Origin of the sequence: Gulosibacter sediminis (assembly GCF_023370115.1) — a bacterium.
Lineage (GTDB): Bacteria > Actinomycetota > Actinomycetes > Actinomycetales > Microbacteriaceae > Gulosibacter > Gulosibacter sediminis_A.
In genome coordinates this window covers 1,324,848-1,342,345 of sequence record NZ_CP097160.1, presented here as the reverse complement: position 1 = coordinate 1,342,345, position 17,498 = coordinate 1,324,848, and the positions used below count along the sequence as shown (strand labels likewise).

Sequence of the window (17,498 nt, the reverse complement as noted above, 5' to 3'; positions counted from 1 at the left end):
ACCTGCCCGCTGACCCTTGTTAACCTCCCGAGATGGAGCGATATGTTCAAAACACCGTCCGAAGTGCTGGAATTCATTAAGGAGCAGGGCGTCGCGTTCCTCGACATCCGCTTCACCGATCTGCCCGGTGTGCAGCAGCACTTCAACATTCCAGCGAGCACCGTTGACGAAGACTTCTTCACCAATGGTCAGCTGTTCGACGGCTCCTCGATTCAGGGCTTCGCCTCGATCAACGAGTCGGACATGCAGCTCATCCCCGACGTGACGACCGCGTACCTTGACCCGTTCCGTGCCGAGCCAACGCTCGTCATGATCTTCGACATCTACAACCCGCGCACGGGCGAGATCTACGCTCGTGACCCGCGCCAGACCGCGAAGAAGGCCGAGAAGTACCTCGCGTCGACCGGCATCGCTGACACCGCATTCTTCGCACCGGAGGCCGAGTTCTACATCTTCGACGACGTGCGTCACGAAGTGCAGCCGAACCGCAGCTTCTACCAGGTCGACTCGATCGAGGGTGCCTGGAACACCGCGCGTGAGGAAGAGGGAGGGAACCTCGGCAACAAGACCGGCTACAAGGGTGGCTACTTCCCCGTTTCGCCAGTCGACAAGACGGCCGACCTCCGCGACGCGATCACCCTCGAGCTGATCAACGCTGGCCTCGAGGTCGAGCGCGCGCACCACGAGGTGGGCACCGGCGGCCAGCAGGAGATCAACTACAAGTTCAACACGCTCGTCCACGCGGCCGACGACATCCTCAAGTTCAAGTACCTCGTCAAGGGCGTCGCGAACGACTGGGGCCACGTGGCCACCTTCATGCCGAAGCCCCTCTTCGGCGACAACGGCTCGGGCATGCACACCCACCAGTCGCTGTGGAAGGACGGCTCGCCACTGTTCTACGACGAGGCCGGTTACGGCTCACTGTCGGACACCGCGCGCTGGTACATCGGCGGCATCCTCAAGCACGCCAACGCCCTCGCCGCATTCACCAACCCGAGCGCGAACTCCTACCACCGCCTGGTGAAGGGGTACGAGGCGCCGATCAACCTCGTCTACTCGGCAGGTAACCGCTCGGCGGCCATCCGCATCCCGATCACCGGCACCAACCCGAAGGCGAAGCGAATCGAGTTCCGCGCGCCCGACGCGTCGTCGAACCCGTACCTCGCGTTCGCCGCGCAGCTCATGGCGGGCCTCGACGGTATCCAGAACCGCATCGAGCCGCACGAGCCGATCGACAAGGACCTCTACGAGCTCCCGCCGGAGGAAGCCAAGAACATCCCGCAGCTGTCGACCTCGCTGGTCGAGTCGCTGCGCGCGCTCGAGGCCGACCACGAGTTCCTGCTCAAGGGCAACGTGTTCGATGAGGACCTCATCCGCACCTGGATTGACTACAAGTTCGAGACCGAGGTCGCTCCCCTCGCGGCGCGTCCTCACCCGTACGAGTTCGACCTGACCTTCGGCTGCTAGTCGCGGGTTGAAGTTGGCGGGGTGGGCACGCGGTGCCCGCCCCGCCATTTTTTGTGCGCCGCGTGGCAGCGCGTAATATCGGCAGTATGAGCAGCCTGAACGGCCACGAGGCCGAGCGAGACGAACCTCACCAGATCGCCGGCCTGGCACAGCGCCTCAACTGGCTGCGCGCCGGGGTCCTCGGTGCCAACGACGGCATCGTGTCCACGGCTGCCGTCGTGGTCGGCGTCGCGGGTGCGACGAACAGCTTCACGCCGATTTTGCTCGCAGGCTCGGCGGCCGTCGTCGGTGGCGCGATTTCCATGGCGCTCGGCGAGTACGTCTCCGTGTCGAGCCAGCGCGACAGCGAGCGCGCCCTCATCGAGAAGGAGCGGGAGGAGCTCCGCGTCGACCCCGAGGGTGAGCTTGAGGAGCTCGTCGGACTCTACGAGGCGGAGGGGCTCTCGCGCGGCACCGCGGAGGTGGTGGCGAAGGAACTCACTGAGAAGCATGCGCTCAAGGCGCACCTGTCGATGGAACTCAATATTGACGAGGAAGACGTCGTGAACCCGTGGCAGGCGGCGGTCGCCTCCGCGCTCTCGTTCTTCGTCGGCGCGATCCTGCCGATGCTCACGATCCTCTTCCTCCCGACCACGCTGAACATCCCCGTCACCTTCATCGCGACCATCATCGCGCTGGCGGTGACCGGCTACGTCGCGGCGTGGATCGGCGGCGCGAGCAGGTGGCCCGCCGTCGCCCGCACCTGTATCGGCGGCGCGATTGCCCTCGCCGCCACCTTCATCGTCGGCATGCTCTTCGGCAGCTCGGTGGCCTAGCCGCTTCGGGTTGCCTGTGAAGTCGACCGCGTGACGGCTGTCTTGGAGCTGTCTTAGACGCGGCCCGAAATGCTGTGCCTATGGCAACAGCAACTGTCCCTGTCACGGACGCCCTTGACCCCCGCATCCCGCCCGTTCGCCGCGCTGAGTCCCGTCGGCAGCGGCGCGAGCTCTGGCACATCGCCGCTGTCGCGATCGTGTGGGGCACGTCACTCGTCATCGTCGCCATTTGGCTCGGCGGGGGCGGCGCGCAAGCGGTGCTCGGCCCGGCGCCGGATGCCTTGAACTCGCTCGGCCGACTCGCGGGCCTCGTCGCTGCCAACCTGATGCTCTACCAGGTGCTGCTCATGGCCCGGGTGCCCGTCTTCGAGCGGGGGTTCGGGCGGGCCGGGATCACCCGCCTCCACCGCGCCGCGGGCTTCTGGTCGTTCTGGCTCATGCTGCTCCACATCGCGTTGCTCGTGGTCGGCTACGCGCTGGGCGCCACCGTCTCGCCCCTCTCGCAGCTCCTGGAGTTCGTCGTGGCCTATCCGTGGATGTGGCTCGCCGGTATCGGCACGCTGCTGCTCATCCTCGTCGTCGCGACGTCGATCCGGGCCGCGCGTCGCCGCGGTAGCTATGAGCGCTGGTATCTCATCCACCTGCTCGCGTACGTTGGCGTGTTCACGGCCGTGCCGCACATGCTCGCGAACGGTGTCGACTTCACGAGTTCGGCGGCCGCGGCGATCTACTGGTGGGGACTGTGGATTGCCACCGTGGCGGCGGTGCTGGTGTTTCGCGTGGCCGCGCCGGTCGTCCGCTCCGCGCAGCATCGGCTCCGCGTGGTGGCGGTCGAGCCCGACGGTGTCGGCGGAGTCGCGGTCCGAATGCGCGGCCAGCACTTGCACCGCCTTGGCACCGAGGCGGGGCAGTTCTTTCACTGGCGGTTCCTCCACGGTCGCGAGGTACTCGAATCGCATCCGTACTCCCTGGCGGCAGCGCCGAGCGCTAACGAGTTCACCATCGCGGTCAAGGTGGTCGGCGACGGTACGGCGAGGGTTGCGAGCCTGCCCGTCGGCACCCGCGTCGCCTTCGAGGGGCCGTTCGGTACGATGACCGGCGCCGCCCGGCAGGGCCACGCCCTGCTCATGTTTGGCGCGGGGGCGGGGGTCGCGCCGCTGATCGCGCTGCTGGAATCCGAACCCTATGTCGCGGGCGATGCCGTCTTGGTCACGCGCGACCACTCCCCCGCGAGCAGGATGCGCAGCGGCCAGATTGGGCGCCTGGTCACAACCCGCAAGGTACGGCACTTCACGCTCGACGGCCCGCGGGCGCGACGGGGCGCGAGCTGGCTGCCCACCGGGCACGAGAACTGGGACGGCGCGGCCGCCATCCGGGCGCTGGCCCAGGGCATCGCGCTCGACGATGCAGACGTGTTTCTGTGCGGCCCCGACCCCTGGGTGCGGGCACTCGAACGCGACCTAGCCCGGGCGGGCGTCGCCCGCGATCGCATCCACTCCGAATCGTTTGCCCACTGAAAGCCGCCCCATGAAACGCATCGCCTACACCATGTTTTCGCTGCTGAGCGGCATTACCCTGCTGGTCAGTTTTCGCGCCTCGCTGGACACCGCGCCGAGCACCGAGGCGGCGGGCGCGGCGCCGCAGGCATCGGCCGCCGCCGAGCCAGCCAACCCGGAGCCAGCCGTTCCGGAGCCAGTTGCGCCCGAAGCGACCACGAGCGCGTCGCCCCCGGCGACCTCGTCGAGCTCGACGCAAGACGGCACCTACCGCGGTGACGTCTTGTCAACCCGCTACGGCACCGTGGAGGTCGACATCACCGTCTCGAACGGCCAGATCACCAACGTGGATGTGCCGCATTACCCCGACAGCAACCCGCGCGACCAGGCCATCAATTCCCGAGCCATCCCCCAGCTCGTCTCCGAAACGTTGGCGGCCCAGGGCGCGCAGATTGATCTCGTCTCGGGGGCGACGTACACCAGCGACGGCTACGTTCAATCGCTACAGGCCGCGCTCGATCAGGCCCAGCTGTGAGCGGCACCACGGTGCGACGCACCTGGACGGAACCGGTCATGGGCACCCAGGTGAGCATCGTCGCCGTCGGCGACCGGAGCGAAGATGCCGGGGTCACCGCCGCGGTCCGTCACGCCCTCGCCGAGCTGCACGAGCTGGACGCCCTGTTCTCGACGTTCCGGCCGGACTCCGCGGTGTCGCGCATCCGTGCGGGAACGCTCGACCTGGCCGAGGCCGACCCGCGCGTGCGGGAGGTGGCGCGAGCCTGCCGAGCGGCCGAGCTCGCGACGGGCGATCGTTTCAGCCCGGAGTGGCGCGGTGGCTTCGACCCCACGGGCTACGTGAAGGGCTGGGCGGTCGACCGGGTCATGGGTCGCCACTTGGCACCCCTGCTGCGGGGCGATTCTCTGGTCGGCATCGCGATCAACCTCGGCGGCGACCTCCTTGCCCGCACCGTCGCCCGGGCGGCCTGGCGCTGGCGCATCGGCATCGCGCATCCCGACTGTGCGGGAGACCTGCTCGCCACGCTCGAGGTGAGTAATGGCGCGGTCGCGACCTCCGGCACCGCGGAGCGCGGTGCGCACATCATCGACCCGCGCTCGGGTGCGCCGGCCACCCAGGTGCGCAGCGCGACCATCGTCGCCGACCGCTTGGCCGTGGCGGACGTCTGGGCGACGGCCTCGGTGGTCGCCGGCACGGATCGGAGCTGGCTCGGCCGGGCACCGATCCACAGCGGGCTCCTGCTCGACGCCGACGGCGAAACGCATCAACTAGTCGCGGGCATCGAGCTCTCGCCGGTGGGGGACGATGCGACCCCGCTGCTTACGCGCTTGCCGTAGGCAGACGGAGCAGCAGCGTCGTGCCATGCGGCGTGCTCGCCTCAACGGCGACCTCGCCGTCATAGCGCTCGGCAGCGTCGCGCACGATCGCCAGGCCCAGGCCGAAGCTGCGCGGCCGGCCGGTTTCGGCGCCGCGGGCGAAGCGATCGAAGATCCGGTCGAGGTGCTCCCCCGGGATCCCCGGGCCGGTGTCGCCCACGCGGATCTCGATCGAGCGCCCGAAGCGGCTCGTCGACAGGGAGACAGTGCCGCCGGCGGGCGTGTGCTGCACGGCATTGTCGAGCAACGCCACGCACAGGCGCGACAACGTGACGGCCGGAATCGCCGCGCTCGCCCCCGCGGGTGCGGCAGCCACGACGAGTTCGACGTGCGCTGCCTCGGCGAGGGGCGCGATGGTGGCGCGCGCCGCGGCGACGGCCACGTCGACGTCGGCCACGGGCACCGCCTGCTCGCCCTCGGCGACCAGCAGCATGTCGGTGAGCACGGCATCCAGCGTGTCCGCGTCGTGCCGCAGCTCCGCGATCGTGTCGTCGATGGCCTTGCCCTGGCGGTGGCGGCGCTCGAGAATCTGGATGCGCGCATTCACGGCGGCGAGGGGCGTGCGCAATTCGTGGCTCGCGTCCGAGACGAACGAGTGCTGCATCCGCAGCGCCTCGGTCAGCGGCGCCACCGCGGCCCGGGCGGCAGCCCAGGCGATGAGGGCGAGCAGGACCACCGAGGCGAGGCCGAGCGTGAGCAGCCAGGGCAAGATGTGGTTAACCTCGACGACGAGCCGGTCTACCTCGCCGCCGTGCGCACCGGGCACGTTCTCAACGTGGCTGCTGTGCCGGATCACCACGAGTTGCACCAGCAGCACGAGCACGATGATCACCGCCGACGCGCCGCCGACGAGGAGGCCGACGCCGAGCGAGGCGCGGCGAGCTCGCGCGCGATCCGCCCCCGACGTCATGAGGCACCCGCTCGATAGCCACGACCGCGCACCGTCTCGATGATGTGTGGATCGGTCTTGCGCCGGATGTAGTGCACGTAGGTATCCACGTTGGAGAGCGACTCCCCCGCGTCAAAGACCTCGCGGAGGATGGCCGGACGGTCGAAAACGTGTTCGGGACTGGCGCTGAGCAGCGAAAGCAGGCGGAACTCGGTGTCGGTGAGCGCGACGCGTTCGCCACCCGGGCCGAACAGCACGGCCGCATCCGTGACGAACGTCCAGTCGCCGAGAACGCGTCGCTTTCCCTCGATGCTGAACCCGCGGCGGAGCGCGCGCAGTCGGGCGAGCAACTCGTCAAAGTCGACGGGCTTGACGAGGTAGTCGTTGGCTCCCGCGTCGAGCCCCTCGACCCGCTCGCGCACGGCGCCGAGCGCCGTGAGGAGCAGAATCGGCGTGGCGATGTGCGCGGTCCGAATCGCGCGCACCAGCTCAATGCCGTCGAGGCTCGGCAGGCGGCGGTCGATCGCCATGACGTCGAAGCGCTCGTGCAGGGCTGCGTCGAGCGCCCGCTGGCCGTCGGCGAAGTGCGCGACCTCGTAGGCCTCCCGCAGCACCTCACACGTCATCGCGGCGAGCGCGGGGTCGTCCTCGACATAGAGAACGCGCGCGACCGGCGGCATCCGATTCGATGGCATGGGCAGCTCTAGTCGCCGTAGAAGACGCGCTCGAACACGCCGCGCGCCCGCCGGGTCGCGTTGAGGTAGTCGTTCTCGAGCTCGACGCCGCTCCCCGGCTCGTAGCCGAGCAGTCGGGCGACGCCCTCGAGGGCGACCGGGTCACCCGGCAGCACGTCGGACTGCGAGTTCGAGTACAGCAGCACGCCCGAGCGCACCCGGCTCGCGAGATGCCAGGCCGCCCGCAGGGTCACCGCGTCCTGATGGTTGATGATGCCGTGCTCGCTCGCGACCTGCAGCGCTGAGAGGGTCGAGGTCGTGCGCAGCTCCGGAATGTCGTGGCCGCGGTCGAGCTGCACCGTCTGCACGAGCCACTCGACGTCGCTGAGCGAGCCGCGGCCGAGCTTGAGGTGGCGTTTCGGGTCCACGCCCCGAGGCAGCCGTTCGTCCTCCATCCGCGCTTTGATGCGGCGGATCTCAATGAGTTCCTTCGACGCGAGCCCCGACGAACGGTAGCGAGTGGCGTCGGCAATCTCGGTAAAGCCCGCAATGAGACTGTCGTCGCCGGCGACTCCGCGGGCGCGAAGCAGCGCCTGGGCCTCCCAGCCGAGCGACCACTTCGAGTAATAGTTCTGATACGCAGTGAGCGACCGAACGAGCTCGCCGCTCTTGCCCTCAGGTCGGAGATCCGCATCCAGGTCGATGGGCAGGCGGGCGTCCTCGAGGAGCTCCTGCACGCGACGCACGAGGGTGCGCGCGGCTCCGGCGGGGTTGTCCCCCGCGAAGCCGTCGGTGCCATACACATAGAGCACATCGAGGTCGCTGCCGAAGCCAAGTTCGGCACCGCCGAATCGCCCCATACCAATGACCGCAAACGGCGGGTAGTGTCGCTCGTCGATCTGACGTGCTGCGGCGAGCGCCCCGCCGATCGCGAACTCGCCGATCACGGTGAGGCCCTCAGCAATTTCGTCGACCGTGTCGACGCTGAGCACGGCGGCGAGGGCGAGGCGCAGCATTTCACGCCGCCGCAGGCCTCGCAGGATGCGCCCGAGCCGCACGTCATCGTTATGACGCTTCAGCGCGCCGACGAACTCCGCCTGGAGGTCTTCGAGCGAGCGTGGCTTGAGCTGCGCATCCGAATCGAGCCACTTCACCGCCTCGGGGAAGAGTTCGAGGAACGTGGCGCAGAACGCGCTGTTGGCGAGTACTTCGCAGAGCCGGCGGGCAGCAAGGTTTGAGTCACGCAGCAGCCGCAAGTACCACGAGGCCTCGCCGTTCTGCTCGGACAGCTTGCGGAACGCCAGTAGACCTTGGTCGGGGTTCGTTCCCTCAGCGAGCCACTCCAGCAGCACCGGCAGCAGGTTGCGCTGCATCGTCGCACGCCGAGACACGCCCTGCGTGAGGGCTTGGATGTGCCCGAGCGCACCCCGCGGGTCGCGGTAGCCGATCGCACGCAGGCGCACGAGCACGCGGTCGTCGGCGAGATGGAACTGGTCGGCGCTGAGGTGAGCCGCGGCGGTCACGAGGGGCCTGAAGAAGAGCTTCTCGTGCAACTGTCGCACCCGCCGGCGAACCTCCTCGAGTTCGCGCTTGAGCACCTCGACGCTGCCGATGCGCGAGCCGCGCGCGAGAGCCCGCAGCGCGGCCGGATCGTCAGGCACAAGGTGAGTGCGCTTGAGGTCGCGCAGCTGCACACGATGTTCGAGGAGGCGCAGGAAGCGGTAGTCGTTCGCGAACTGGGCGGCATCGTCACGACCGATGTGGCCCTCGGCCGTGAGCGCGTTGATGGCGTCGAGGGTGCTCCGCACTCGCAGGTGTTCGTCGACCTGTCCGTGCACGATCTGCAACAGCTGCACCGGGAACTCGACGTCGCGGAGGCCACCCGGTCCGAGCTTGAGTTCGCGCTGCACCTCAGAGCGCGGGATGTGGTCAATGACGCGCTTGCGCATGCGCTGGACGCCGAGCACGAAGTTGTCGCGGTCGCCCGCGTTCCACACGAGGGGCGCCACGGCATCGACGAAGCGCTCGCCCAGGTCGAGGTCGCCCGCGATGGGGCGAGCCTTGAGCAAGGCCATGAACTCCCAGTTCTCGGCCCACCGATGGTAATAGTTCAGGTAGCTGTCGAGCGTGCGCACGAGCGCGCCGTCTTTACCCTCGGGGCGAAGGTTCGCGTCGACCTCCCAAAGCGGTGGCTCGACGGCGTAGTCCATCAGGATGTGCATCATCGTCGAGGCCAGCCGGGTGGCGATCTCGATCGCCCTCGGCACCGAGAGCTCGCTGTCGGCGGCCGGCTCGGCGACGAACATGACGTCGATATCGGAGATGTAGTTGAGCTCGCGCGCGCCGCACTTGCCCATGCCGATGACGGCGAGGCGCACGTTGTCGACCTCTTCGGCGGGGAAGCGACCGAAACCGCTCGGCGGTGCACTGAGCTCGTCTCGCGCGAGCATCAGGGCCACGTCGATGGTGACCGATGCGAGGTCGGCGAGCGCTTCGCCGATGCGATGCAGCGATACCGCCGGCTGCGGGAGTCGCAAATCGTAGAGGGCGATCTTCGCAAGCTCGACGCGGTAGCGCAAGCGCAGCCGCGCGGTCGCGTCTTCACCCTCGAAGCCCGCCACCGCATCAAGCATGCGGGTGCGCATCCCCGAGGTTGACGGCAGTTCGTGTGACTCGGCATGCACCTCGTCAACGACGTCGGGGTGTCGGCGCACGAGTTCGACGAGGCGGCTTGAGCTCGCGAACAGCGAGATCACCGAGCGCAGCTTGGTGAGGTCATCCCGCCAGGCCGCGGCGAGCTCGGGCTGATGCTCGAACAGCGAAATGAGCTCGCGCAACGCGACCTCGGGCTCGGGATCGAACGGCTCGAAGAGCGACAGCACGACCGTGTCGCCGAGGTCGAGCACACCGCCGAGCTCGGTGAGCATCTCGGCGGCGCCCTGTGAATCTCGGAAACCCGCCCGCAGAATTCGGGTGCGAATGCCCTCGCGCATGCTCTAGAGCCCGAGCCCCTCGCGGAGCTCGTAGTCGGTGACCTGCCGACGGAAGGCCTTCCACTCGTTGCGCTTGTTCTCGAGGAAGAACTCGAACAACTGCTCGCCCAGGGTGTTCGCGACGAGCTCGGACTGCTCGGCAATGAGGAGCGCCTCATCGAGGTCGTGGGGCAGGTCGTCGTACCCGAGCACGTGGCGTTCACGCATCGAAAGGTCGCGCAGGTCGCCGTCGATCTCCTCCGGCACCTCGTACTCTCCCTCGATGCCGCGCAAACCGGCTTCGATGAGCACGGCGAACGAGAGGTAGGGATTCGCGGAGGAGTCGATGGCGCGGTACTCGACCCGTGCCGAGCGAGACTTGTTCGGCTTGTAGGTCGGCACCCGCACGAGCGCCGACGAGTTGTTGTGTCCCCAGCAAACGTAGCTCGGCGCCTCGTCGCCGCCCCAGAGCCGCTTGTAGGAATTGACCGACTGGTTCGTCACGGCGGCGATTTCGCGTGCGTGGCGAAGGAGGCCGGCGATGAAGTGGCGGCCGGTCTTCGAGAGCTGGTGTTGCGCGCCGGGCTCGTAAAACGCGTTCGTCTCGCCCTCGAACAGCGAGATGTGGGTGTGCATGCCCGAGCCAGGCCAGTCGATCGACGGCTTCGGCATGAAGGTCGCGTGCACGCCGTGCTCGGCGGCGACCTCGTGCACGACGGTGCGGAAGGTCATGAGGTTGTCGGCCATCGTGAGCGCGTCGGCGTAGCGTAGGTCGATCTCGTTCTGCCCCGGTCCACCTTCGTGGTGGCTGAACTCGACAGCGATCCCGAGTTCCTCAAGCAGCCGCACCGTGCGGGCGCGGAACGCGTGCGTGATGCCACCCGAGATGTTGTCGAAATAGCCGGCGCTATCGATCGGCTGCACGCCATTCGGCCCGACGCCGATCTCTTTGAGCACGTAGAACTCGACCTCGGGATGCACGTAGCAGTCGAACCCAAGGGAAGCGGCTCGCTCGAGCGTGCGGCGGAGTACATTGCGTGGATCACTGAGCGCGGGCTGGCCGTCGGGCGTCGTCAGATCGCAGAACATGCGGGCGCTGCGCTCGACGCCGTGCCAGCTGAGTTGCTGGAAGGTCGAAGGGTCGGGCTGCAGGAGCATGTCTGACTCGGTGCGCCGCGTCAGCCCCTCAATCGTCGAGCCGTCGAAGCCGACCCCCTCGGCGAAGGCACCCTCGACCTCGGCCGGCGTTAGCGCGACCGACTTCAATGTTCCCAACACATCCGTAAACCACAGCCGCACGAACCTGATGTCGTTGTCGTCGATGGTCTGGAGCACGTAATCCTGCTGCTGGCTCATACTCACGAGCATAGAGACCGCGGGCCGAATACGAGCGGGATAGGATGGCCACCATGTCGGAGCAGACCCCAGTGAAGCGTGTTCGAACCCGTCATTTTGCGAAGGCGAAGGCGGATGGTCTCAAGATCACCGGTCTCACCGCGTACGACGCCCCCTCAGCCACGGTGTTCGACCGTGCGGGAGTTGACCTCCTGCTCGTTGGAGACTCGGCCGCGAACGTGATCCTCGGCTACGACTCGACCCTGCCCATTACGGTCGACGAGCTCATCACGATGACCCGCTCGGTGACGCGGGCGACGCAGCGCGCCTTCGTCGTCGCTGACATGCCGTTCGGCAGCTACGAGGAGTCGACTGAGCACGCCCTCCAGACCGCCGTGCGGTTCATGAAGGAAGCCGGTGCCCACGGCGTCAAGCTCGAGGGCGGCGTGCGCATGCGCAAGCAGATTCGCCGCATCACCGAGGCCGGTATCCCGGTGCTCGGCCACATCGGCTTCACTCCGCAGTCGGAGCACAATCTCGGCGGCCACGTGATTCAGGGTCGCGGCGACGCCGAGCAGCAGTTGCTCGACGACGCCCTCGCGGTGCAGGAGGCGGGCGCCTTCGCCGTCGTGATCGAGATGGTGCCGACCGACGTGGCTGGCCGCGTGACGCGCGCACTCGACATCCCGACGATCAGCGTCGGCGGTGGCGTCGAGTGCGACGGCCAGATGATGGTCTGGACCGACGCGTTCGGTTACACGACGGGCCGGAGCCCGAAGTTCGTGCGCAAGTACGCGAACCTCGCTGAGCAGCTCGAGCAGGCGGTCGGCAACTTCATCAACGATGTGCACGACCAGAGTTACCCGAGCGCCGACGAGAGCTACTAACTGGCGCGGAACGCGGCGTTAGTCCTCGTCTTCGCGAGCATCCTCTTCGGCCCACTTGCGGGCGTTCTCAGCGAGCTTGTCGTTTGCGTGGGCCGCGTCCTCGCGGGTGGGGAAGGGACCGAGTCGTTCGGATGAGATCGACTGCTTGCCCTCCTCGACTTCGCCGGTGCGGGTGTTGAACCAGAATTCGGGCTGTTGTTCCGTCATAGACTCGACGATATGCCGAAAAACTCTGAAACCGGTCTGTTGATCCCCGGAACCGTTACGCCCGAACGCAAGGTTCCCGCGAGCATCCCGCGTCCTGAGTACGTCGGCAAGAAGACGGCCAACGAGCCCGACGGCACGGGCGACCTCTACACCGAGGAAGAGATCGACCGCGTGCGCAAGGCCTCGCGGATCGCGGCCGCGGCGCTGGAGTACCTCGAGCCCTTCGTTGTGCCGGGTACCACCCACGAGCGCCTCGACGAACTCGCCCACGACTTCCTCGTGCGCCACAACGCGTACCCGTCGACGCTTGGCTACCGTGGCTTCATGAAGTCGATCTGCACCTCGCTCAATGAATGCATCTGCCACGGCATCCCCGACGACACCGTGCTCGAAGACGGCGACATTCTCAACATCGACATCACCGCGTATGTCGAGGGCATGCACGGCGACACCAACCGCATGTACCTCGTTGGCGACGTCGACGACGAGTCGCGCCTGCTTGTCGAGCGCACGTACGAGGCCACCATGCGTGGCATCAAGGCGGCGAAGCCGGGCCGCGAGGTCAATGTGATCGGTCGAGTCATCGAAAAGTACGCGAACCGCTTCGGCTATGAGTCGGTACGCGACTACACGGGCCACGGCGTGGGCCGCTCGTTCCACTCCGGCCTGATCATCCCCCACTACGACACCGACCGCTTCACCGATGTGATTCAGGCGGGCATGATTTTCACCGTCGAGCCGATGCTCGTGACGGGCTCGCAGGACTGGGAGCAGTGGGACGACGACTGGACGGTCGTCACGCGCGATGGATCGCGGTGCGCGCAATTCGAGCACACCATCGTGGTGCGCGAAGACGGCCCGGAAATTCTCACGCTGCCACCGTCGCAACTCTAAGAAATACGGCTTTCGCGTCGAGTTCTCTGCGTAGGCTATTCCCCATGGCAAAGAAGCACGCGCCGGTCGCGATCGGCATTGACATTGGCGGCACTGGGATCAAGGGTGGGCTCGTCAACCTCAATAAGGGCAAGCTCGTTGGCGAGCGACAGAAGGTCAAGACCCCGGAGGGCGCCCCGATCGACGCCGTGCTGTCGGCCGTCGCGGAACTGCGCGACAAGATTCTCGCGCAGGACGAGGCGAAGGGCGGCGACTACCCCATCGGCATGTGCATGCCGTCGGTCGTGCGCCGCGGCGTTGCGTACTCGGCCGCGAACATCGCCGACGAGTGGATTGGCTTCGACGCGGCGGCCGCGTTCTCGGAACACCTCGGCCAGCCGGTGTCGCTCGTCAACGACGCGGATGCGGCGGGCTACGGCGAAGCAAAGTTTGGCCACGCGAAGGACCCTCGTGGCTCGCTGCTCGTGATCACTCTCGGCACGGGCATCGGCTCGGCGCTCATTCACAACGGCAAACTCGTGCCGAACACCGAGCTCGGTCACCTCTCGGTGGGCGACCACGACGACTACGAGAAGTACGCCTCGGCGAAGGTGCGCGAGCGCGAAGACGTGCCACTCGAGGAGTGGGCGACCGAGCGGCTTACACCGTACTTTGCGAAGCTCGAGCAGCTATTCTCGCCCGATTTGTTCATCGTCTCGGGCGGAATCTCGAAGCAGGCGGCCGACTTCCTGCCGCACATCGCGATCCAGACGCGCATCGACGCAGCCGAACTGACGAACAACGCGGGCATTGTTGGCGCCGCGCTGCTCGCGCAAGAGGGCTGGGATTAGCCAAGAGGATGAGTGGGTCGGCCGGTACGCCGGGTTCTGTGAGGAGCGAACTCCCCGACGGCCATCTATCTCGGCGCCGCGTTACCGCGGCGCTCTAGCAGCACACCCGGAAACTCGGCGAGCCGCGTCGACGTTTCCTGTTGGCCTTGCTCCGGACGAGGTTTACCGTGCGGGGAACGTCACCGCTCCCCCGGTGGGCTCTTACCCCACCCTTTCACCCTTACCCTTGCGGGCGGTTTGCTTTCTGTGGCACTGTCTCGCGGGTTACCCCGGGTGGGCGTTACCCACCGTCCTGCTCTGTGGAGCCCGGACGTTCCTCGGACCGCATGATGCGGCACGTGACCGTCTGGCCGGCCCACTCATCCGACGATTCTACCGCGGGCCAAGCGGGTCAGAACAACGAGTCGCCCGCGAGCGGGTTCGGCCCCTGGTAATCGGCCGGGTGATCCATCGCGACGTTCGCCGCCGCATCCGCCCGTGAGTTCTGCGCGCGGGGCACCCACTTGAAGTTCACCGGTCGCGTGCCGATGAGGTCGCGGGCGATGGCGGCGAGCTTCTGCATGTCGGGGTGCTTGATCTTCCAACGGCCCGACATCTGTTCGACGACGAGCTTCGAGTCCATGCGCACCTCGAGTCGCGCCTCCGGGTCGATGCGGTAAGCGGCTTCGAGCCCGAGTACGAGCCCGGTGTACTCGGCAACGTTGTTCGTGCAGACGCCGAGCGAACGCGGGATGGTTTCGAGGATCTCGCCGGTGTCGGCGTCGATGATGACCGAGCCCGAACCCGCCGGCCCAGGGTTGCCGCGGGAGCCACCGTCGGCCTCAACGATGAGGTTGCGCGCCATCAGACGTCCGACCGTTCGGTGCGCACGAGAATCGCGCCCGTCATCGGGCAGAACAGCACCTCGTCGGCGGCCGCACGACGCACGTTCGCCATGTCGACGACCTCGAGCGTCTCATTCGACGCCATCGACACGTTGCCCACGAGTTCGGCCGCGCCGATGCCAACCTTGCCGCGCACGTCCTCGTAGAGGGCGACGAGCTCGGCAGGGATGCCGTCGAGCAGCAGGCGGCGGGCCGTGCCCAGTTCCTTCGCCTCGGCCTGCAGGTTCACGCGCGCGAGGTCGCGGCGTTCGAGCAGGTCGCTCGCCTCCGCCTCGAGGGTGCGCATCTCGTCGTGCCGGGCATCGTAGGTCGCGGTGAGGCTCTCGACCTGCTCTTCGAGCTCGAGCTGCTCGCCCTCAAGGCGATCGCGACGGCGCTTGAGCGCGGCGATCTCGGTCTCGAACGCGGTGATTTCCTTGCTCGTCGCCGCCTTCTCGAGGCGGGCCTCGTCGGCGTGCTGGCGCTGCACAACGGTCTGCACGTCGGACTCGACGCGGCGCAACTGTGCCTGCGCATCCTCGAGGTCGCCGAGCGCCTGGGCCGCGGCGGCCCGGCGCTCGCGGCGCTCGGCCTCGATCTTCTCCAGGCTGAGCTGTTCGGGAATGTGCTTTGCGGTGTGCTGGAGCCGGCCACGTTTGGCATCAAGATTGGCCAATTCGAGCAGGCGCAGCTGGTGCTGTTGTGAGGCCTTCATAGTTCTCTATTCTCCCTGACTCGAGGCTGGCTTCGTGCCCTGCGGAATCTGCCACGTCCAGGGGTCGGTGTTGCGGGTCGAAACGCGCACCTCAAGCTCGGGGTGGGCGGCGCGCAGCCGTTCGGCGAGGCCGCCGAGCCAGAGCCACTCGCTCGCGAAGTGCGCGACATCGACGAGCGCGGGGCCGCCGCCGACGAACGCCTGTTCGCGGGCCTCGGAGGCCGGGTGATGGCGAAGGTCAGAGGTGAGATAGACGTCGGCGCTGGTGACGAGCGGATGCGCGAGCAGGCTGTCGCCCGCGCCCGAGCAGCACGCGACGCGGCGCACCGGCTGCTCAGGGTCGCCGGCGACGCGGACTCCCCCGGCCGTGGGCGGCATGACGTCGGCGACTCTTTCGGCGAAGTCGCGCAGCGAGATGGGTTCGGCGAACTCGCCGACGAGGCCGATGCCGCGCTCTGGGCGGTTCGCGAGGGGCTCGATCGGCTGGCGGCCATCGGCGTTGACGCCGAGACGATCAAAGATGGTGCCGGTCGGGCCGGTCTCGACGACATCGGCGTTCGTGTGCGCGGTGTGGAGCGCGCATCCGCCACGGATGAGCCTCGCAAGCAGCGCGCCCTTGTAGCGGTCCTCGCGCAGGCTCGTGATACCGCGCAGCACCAGCGGGTGGTGCGTCACGAGCAGCTGCGCGCCAAATTCGAGCGCTTCATCGACCGTTGCGGCGACCGGGTCGACAGCGAGCAGCACTCGCGTCACCTCGGCGCCGGGGTCACCTGCGGCGGGACCCACCGCATCCCAGGGCTCTGCGTCGGTCTCGGGAAACAGCGCGTCAAGGGTGGACTGCAATTGGCGCAAGCTCGTCATGTGTCGAGCGTAGCGTCGGCGGTCGCGGCGAGTACGCTGGCGACATGGGAATCCCGCAACGCCTGCTCGGTGAAAATGAGCACGTCGTCTTCCATCTTCGGACCCACATTAAGCGCATCCTCGGCTGGCTACTCCTGGGCCTGCTCGTGTTGGTGGCAGCGATCGTCGGCACCGTGCTCCTGCCTGCGGAAGCGCAGCCGATTGGCAGCTACATCATTTGGGGCGTTTGCGTTGTCGTGCTGATTCCCGTTGCGCTCGTGCCTTGGCTCAAGTGGTTGACCACGACCTACTCGATCACTGACCGTCGAGTGATCACTCGCACCGGTATTTTCAACAAGCGGGGCCACGACATCCCCTTGCGGAGCATCTCGAACGTCGCGTACGAGCGGTCGTTCATCGACCGCATTTTCCGCTGTGGCACGCTCGTGCTCGAGACTTCGGCCGACAATCCCCTTCGGCTCGATGACATCCCGAACATCGAGCACGTGCACGTACGCATGACCGAGCTACTGCACCGCATCGGCCAGGGCGAATAGACGTGACGCAGGCCAATTTGGCGACGCCGGCACACGTTGTCGCCCCCACCCCGGCCGAACTTGCGGCCGCGCTGCGCCAGGTGCGGAGCATCCCCGACTATCCCGAACCGGGTGTGCTGTTTCGCGATGTGTTGCCGCTGTTCGCGCAACCACACGCGTTCGACGTGGTGCTGCGCGCGCTCGTGGCACCGTTCAACGGAACCTATGACGTCGTCGCCGGTGTCGAGGCTCGCGGCTTCCTGATCGCCGGAGCAGTCGCCGCCCGAGTCGGCTGCGGCCTCGTGCCGATTCGCAAGGCCGGCAAGCTGCCAAAGCCCGCCGCATCCCGCTCGTACGACCTCGAGTACGGCTCAGCCACGATCGAAATGCAGCGTGATGTCGCGCCGGGCACGCGCATCCTGATTCTGGATGACGTGCTCGCCACCGGAGGTACGCTCGCGGCAAGCTGCGCGCTCGTGCGTGATCTCGGGTACGAGGTCGCAGGTGTCGGCGCGTTGATCGAGCTGGCCGAGCTTGCGGGTCGGCCGCGGCTCGAGGGCGAGTCGCTGCACAGCGTCGAGGTCTTTTAGCCGACTTTTGCGGTGGTTGGCGGGCAGCGTGCGAGTATGTACAGAGGATGACGGGACGTCGCACACTCTGAACACCAGCGGAAAAGCACTTTCGAC

General features: G+C 67.3%; 18 protein-coding genes and 1 other RNA gene. 10 read left to right on the top strand and 9 right to left on the bottom strand.

Features of this window, described 5'->3' with window-relative positions:
* Positions 1–42: 42 nt before the first annotated feature.
* The 5 genes from glnA (at position 43) to M3M28_RS06140 (ending at position 5,131) form a co-directional block, all read left to right on the top strand.
* Positions 43–1,467: a type I glutamate--ammonia ligase gene (glnA, locus tag M3M28_RS06160; RefSeq protein ID WP_249387925.1), complete on the top strand. Its 1,425-nt coding sequence runs from the start codon at positions 43–45 to the stop codon at positions 1,465–1,467.
* A gap of 86 nt (positions 1,468–1,553) precedes the next feature.
* Positions 1,554–2,282, top strand: a complete 729-nt coding sequence (locus M3M28_RS06155; protein WP_249387924.1) for a VIT1/CCC1 transporter family protein — start codon at positions 1,554–1,556, stop codon at positions 2,280–2,282.
* An 80-nt stretch (positions 2,283–2,362) separates the two neighbouring features.
* Positions 2,363–3,799 (top strand): ferredoxin reductase family protein, encoded by a 1,437-nt coding sequence (locus M3M28_RS06150; RefSeq protein ID WP_249387923.1) that lies wholly within the window; start codon positions 2,363–2,365, stop codon positions 3,797–3,799.
* Between the two features lie 10 nt (positions 3,800–3,809).
* Complete coding sequence (locus M3M28_RS06145) at positions 3,810–4,313, top strand: FMN-binding protein (protein ID WP_249387922.1); 504 nt, start codon at positions 3,810–3,812, stop codon at positions 4,311–4,313.
* Positions 4,310–5,131 (top strand): FAD:protein FMN transferase, encoded by an 822-nt coding sequence (locus tag M3M28_RS06140; RefSeq protein WP_249387921.1) that lies wholly within the window; start codon positions 4,310–4,312, stop codon positions 5,129–5,131. Before M3M28_RS06145 ends, M3M28_RS06140 begins: the two co-directional genes overlap by 4 nt.
* Here M3M28_RS06140 and M3M28_RS06135 read toward each other — a convergent pair.
* Genes M3M28_RS06135 through M3M28_RS06120 form a run of 4 tightly spaced genes read right to left on the bottom strand, consistent with a single transcriptional unit; the run spans position 5,115 to position 11,061 of the window.
* Complete coding sequence (locus M3M28_RS06135) at positions 5,115–6,080, bottom strand: sensor histidine kinase (protein ID WP_249387920.1); 966 nt, start codon at positions 6,078–6,080, stop codon at positions 5,115–5,117. The two genes, M3M28_RS06140 and M3M28_RS06135, sit on opposite strands and share 17 nt — an antisense overlap.
* Entirely contained in the window at positions 6,077–6,754 is a 678-nt protein-coding gene (locus tag M3M28_RS06130; protein WP_249387919.1) for a response regulator transcription factor, read from the bottom strand. Before M3M28_RS06130 ends, M3M28_RS06135 begins: the two co-directional genes overlap by 4 nt.
* Positions 6,755–6,762: 8 nt before the next feature.
* Complete coding sequence (locus tag M3M28_RS06125) at positions 6,763–9,726, bottom strand: bifunctional [glutamine synthetase] adenylyltransferase/[glutamine synthetase]-adenylyl-L-tyrosine phosphorylase (protein WP_249387918.1); 2,964 nt, start codon at positions 9,724–9,726, stop codon at positions 6,763–6,765.
* A 3-nt stretch (positions 9,727–9,729) separates the two neighbouring features.
* Complete coding sequence (locus M3M28_RS06120) at positions 9,730–11,061, bottom strand: glutamine synthetase family protein (protein WP_249387917.1); 1,332 nt, start codon at positions 11,059–11,061, stop codon at positions 9,730–9,732.
* A 53-nt stretch (positions 11,062–11,114) separates the two neighbouring features.
* On the opposite strand from M3M28_RS06120, the gene panB reads away from it, so the two are divergent.
* Positions 11,115–11,927 carry a 3-methyl-2-oxobutanoate hydroxymethyltransferase gene (gene panB, locus M3M28_RS06115; protein WP_249387916.1) on the top strand — a complete coding sequence of 271 codons (813 nt, stop codon included), beginning with the start codon at positions 11,115–11,117 and terminating at the stop codon, positions 11,925–11,927.
* Positions 11,928–11,945: 18 nt separating this feature from the next.
* Here the strand turns inward: panB and M3M28_RS06110 are convergent, their stop codons facing one another.
* Entirely contained in the window at positions 11,946–12,134 is a 189-nt protein-coding gene (locus tag M3M28_RS06110; RefSeq protein ID WP_125105981.1) for an SPOR domain-containing protein, read from the bottom strand.
* A 12-nt stretch (positions 12,135–12,146) separates the two neighbouring features.
* Between M3M28_RS06110 and map the strand changes: the two genes are divergently transcribed.
* Positions 12,147–13,028: a type I methionyl aminopeptidase gene (map, locus tag M3M28_RS06105; protein ID WP_249387915.1), complete on the top strand. Its 882-nt coding sequence runs from the start codon at positions 12,147–12,149 to the stop codon at positions 13,026–13,028.
* Between the two features lie 44 nt (positions 13,029–13,072).
* On the top strand, positions 13,073–13,858 hold the full coding sequence (gene ppgK, locus M3M28_RS06100) for a polyphosphate--glucose phosphotransferase (RefSeq protein ID WP_249387914.1): 786 nt from the start codon (positions 13,073–13,075) through the stop codon (positions 13,856–13,858).
* A gap of 9 nt (positions 13,859–13,867) precedes the next feature.
* Here the strand turns inward: ppgK and rnpB are convergent.
* From rnpB to M3M28_RS06080, 4 genes are all read right to left on the bottom strand, one after another.
* Positions 13,868–14,216, bottom strand: an RNA gene (gene rnpB / locus M3M28_RS06095) — RNase P RNA component class A.
* A gap of 33 nt (positions 14,217–14,249) precedes the next feature.
* Positions 14,250–14,702, bottom strand: coding sequence for a reverse transcriptase-like protein (locus M3M28_RS06090; protein WP_249387913.1), 453 nt, complete (start codon positions 14,700–14,702; stop codon positions 14,250–14,252).
* The gene (locus M3M28_RS06085) at positions 14,702–15,436 is read right to left on the bottom strand and encodes a zinc ribbon domain-containing protein (protein WP_249387912.1); all 735 of its coding nucleotides are present in this window, start codon (positions 15,434–15,436) and stop codon (positions 14,702–14,704) included. The genes M3M28_RS06090 and M3M28_RS06085 overlap by 1 nt, the downstream gene beginning before the upstream one ends.
* 6 nt (positions 15,437–15,442) lie before the next feature.
* Positions 15,443–16,297 carry a Nif3-like dinuclear metal center hexameric protein gene (locus tag M3M28_RS06080; protein ID WP_249387911.1) on the bottom strand — a complete coding sequence of 285 codons (855 nt, stop codon included), beginning with the start codon at positions 16,295–16,297 and terminating at the stop codon, positions 15,443–15,445.
* A gap of 44 nt (positions 16,298–16,341) precedes the next feature.
* Here M3M28_RS06080 and M3M28_RS06075 point away from each other — a divergent pair, with 44 nt between their 5' ends.
* On the top strand, positions 16,342–16,833 hold the full coding sequence (locus M3M28_RS06075; RefSeq protein ID WP_249387910.1) for a PH domain-containing protein: 492 nt from the start codon (positions 16,342–16,344) through the stop codon (positions 16,831–16,833).
* Between the two features lie 2 nt (positions 16,834–16,835).
* On the top strand, positions 16,836–17,402 hold the full coding sequence (locus tag M3M28_RS06070) for an adenine phosphoribosyltransferase (RefSeq protein ID WP_431193864.1): 567 nt from the start codon (positions 16,836–16,838) through the stop codon (positions 17,400–17,402).
* Positions 17,403–17,498 lie beyond the last annotated feature (96 nt).

Coding starts and splice junctions, on each gene's coding strand:
- ppgK (WP_249387914.1), top strand. CDS start 13,073: ATGGCAAAGAAGCACGCGCCGGTCGCGATCGGCATTGACATTGGCGGC.
- M3M28_RS06120 (WP_249387917.1), bottom strand. CDS start 11,061: ATGAGCCAGCAGCAGGATTACGTGCTCCAGACCATCGACGACAACGAC.
- M3M28_RS06155 (WP_249387924.1), top strand. CDS start 1,554: ATGAGCAGCCTGAACGGCCACGAGGCCGAGCGAGACGAACCTCACCAG.
- M3M28_RS06135 (WP_249387920.1), bottom strand. CDS start 6,080: ATGACGTCGGGGGCGGATCGCGCGCGAGCTCGCCGCGCCTCGCTCGGC.
- M3M28_RS06125 (WP_249387918.1), bottom strand. CDS start 9,726: ATGCGCGAGGGCATTCGCACCCGAATTCTGCGGGCGGGTTTCCGAGAT.
- map (WP_249387915.1), top strand. CDS start 12,147: ATGCCGAAAAACTCTGAAACCGGTCTGTTGATCCCCGGAACCGTTACG.
- M3M28_RS06110 (WP_125105981.1), bottom strand. CDS start 12,134: ATGACGGAACAACAGCCCGAATTCTGGTTCAACACCCGCACCGGCGAA.
- M3M28_RS06075 (WP_249387910.1), top strand. CDS start 16,342: ATGGGAATCCCGCAACGCCTGCTCGGTGAAAATGAGCACGTCGTCTTC.
- M3M28_RS06090 (WP_249387913.1), bottom strand. CDS start 14,702: ATGGCGCGCAACCTCATCGTTGAGGCCGACGGTGGCTCCCGCGGCAAC.
- M3M28_RS06145 (WP_249387922.1), top strand. CDS start 3,810: ATGAAACGCATCGCCTACACCATGTTTTCGCTGCTGAGCGGCATTACC.
- M3M28_RS06150 (WP_249387923.1), top strand. CDS start 2,363: ATGGCAACAGCAACTGTCCCTGTCACGGACGCCCTTGACCCCCGCATC.
- M3M28_RS06085 (WP_249387912.1), bottom strand. CDS start 15,436: ATGAAGGCCTCACAACAGCACCAGCTGCGCCTGCTCGAATTGGCCAAT.
- glnA (WP_249387925.1), top strand. CDS start 43: ATGTTCAAAACACCGTCCGAAGTGCTGGAATTCATTAAGGAGCAGGGC.
- M3M28_RS06130 (WP_249387919.1), bottom strand. CDS start 6,754: ATGCCATCGAATCGGATGCCGCCGGTCGCGCGCGTTCTCTATGTCGAG.
- M3M28_RS06080 (WP_249387911.1), bottom strand. CDS start 16,297: ATGACGAGCTTGCGCCAATTGCAGTCCACCCTTGACGCGCTGTTTCCC.
- panB (WP_249387916.1), top strand. CDS start 11,115: ATGTCGGAGCAGACCCCAGTGAAGCGTGTTCGAACCCGTCATTTTGCG.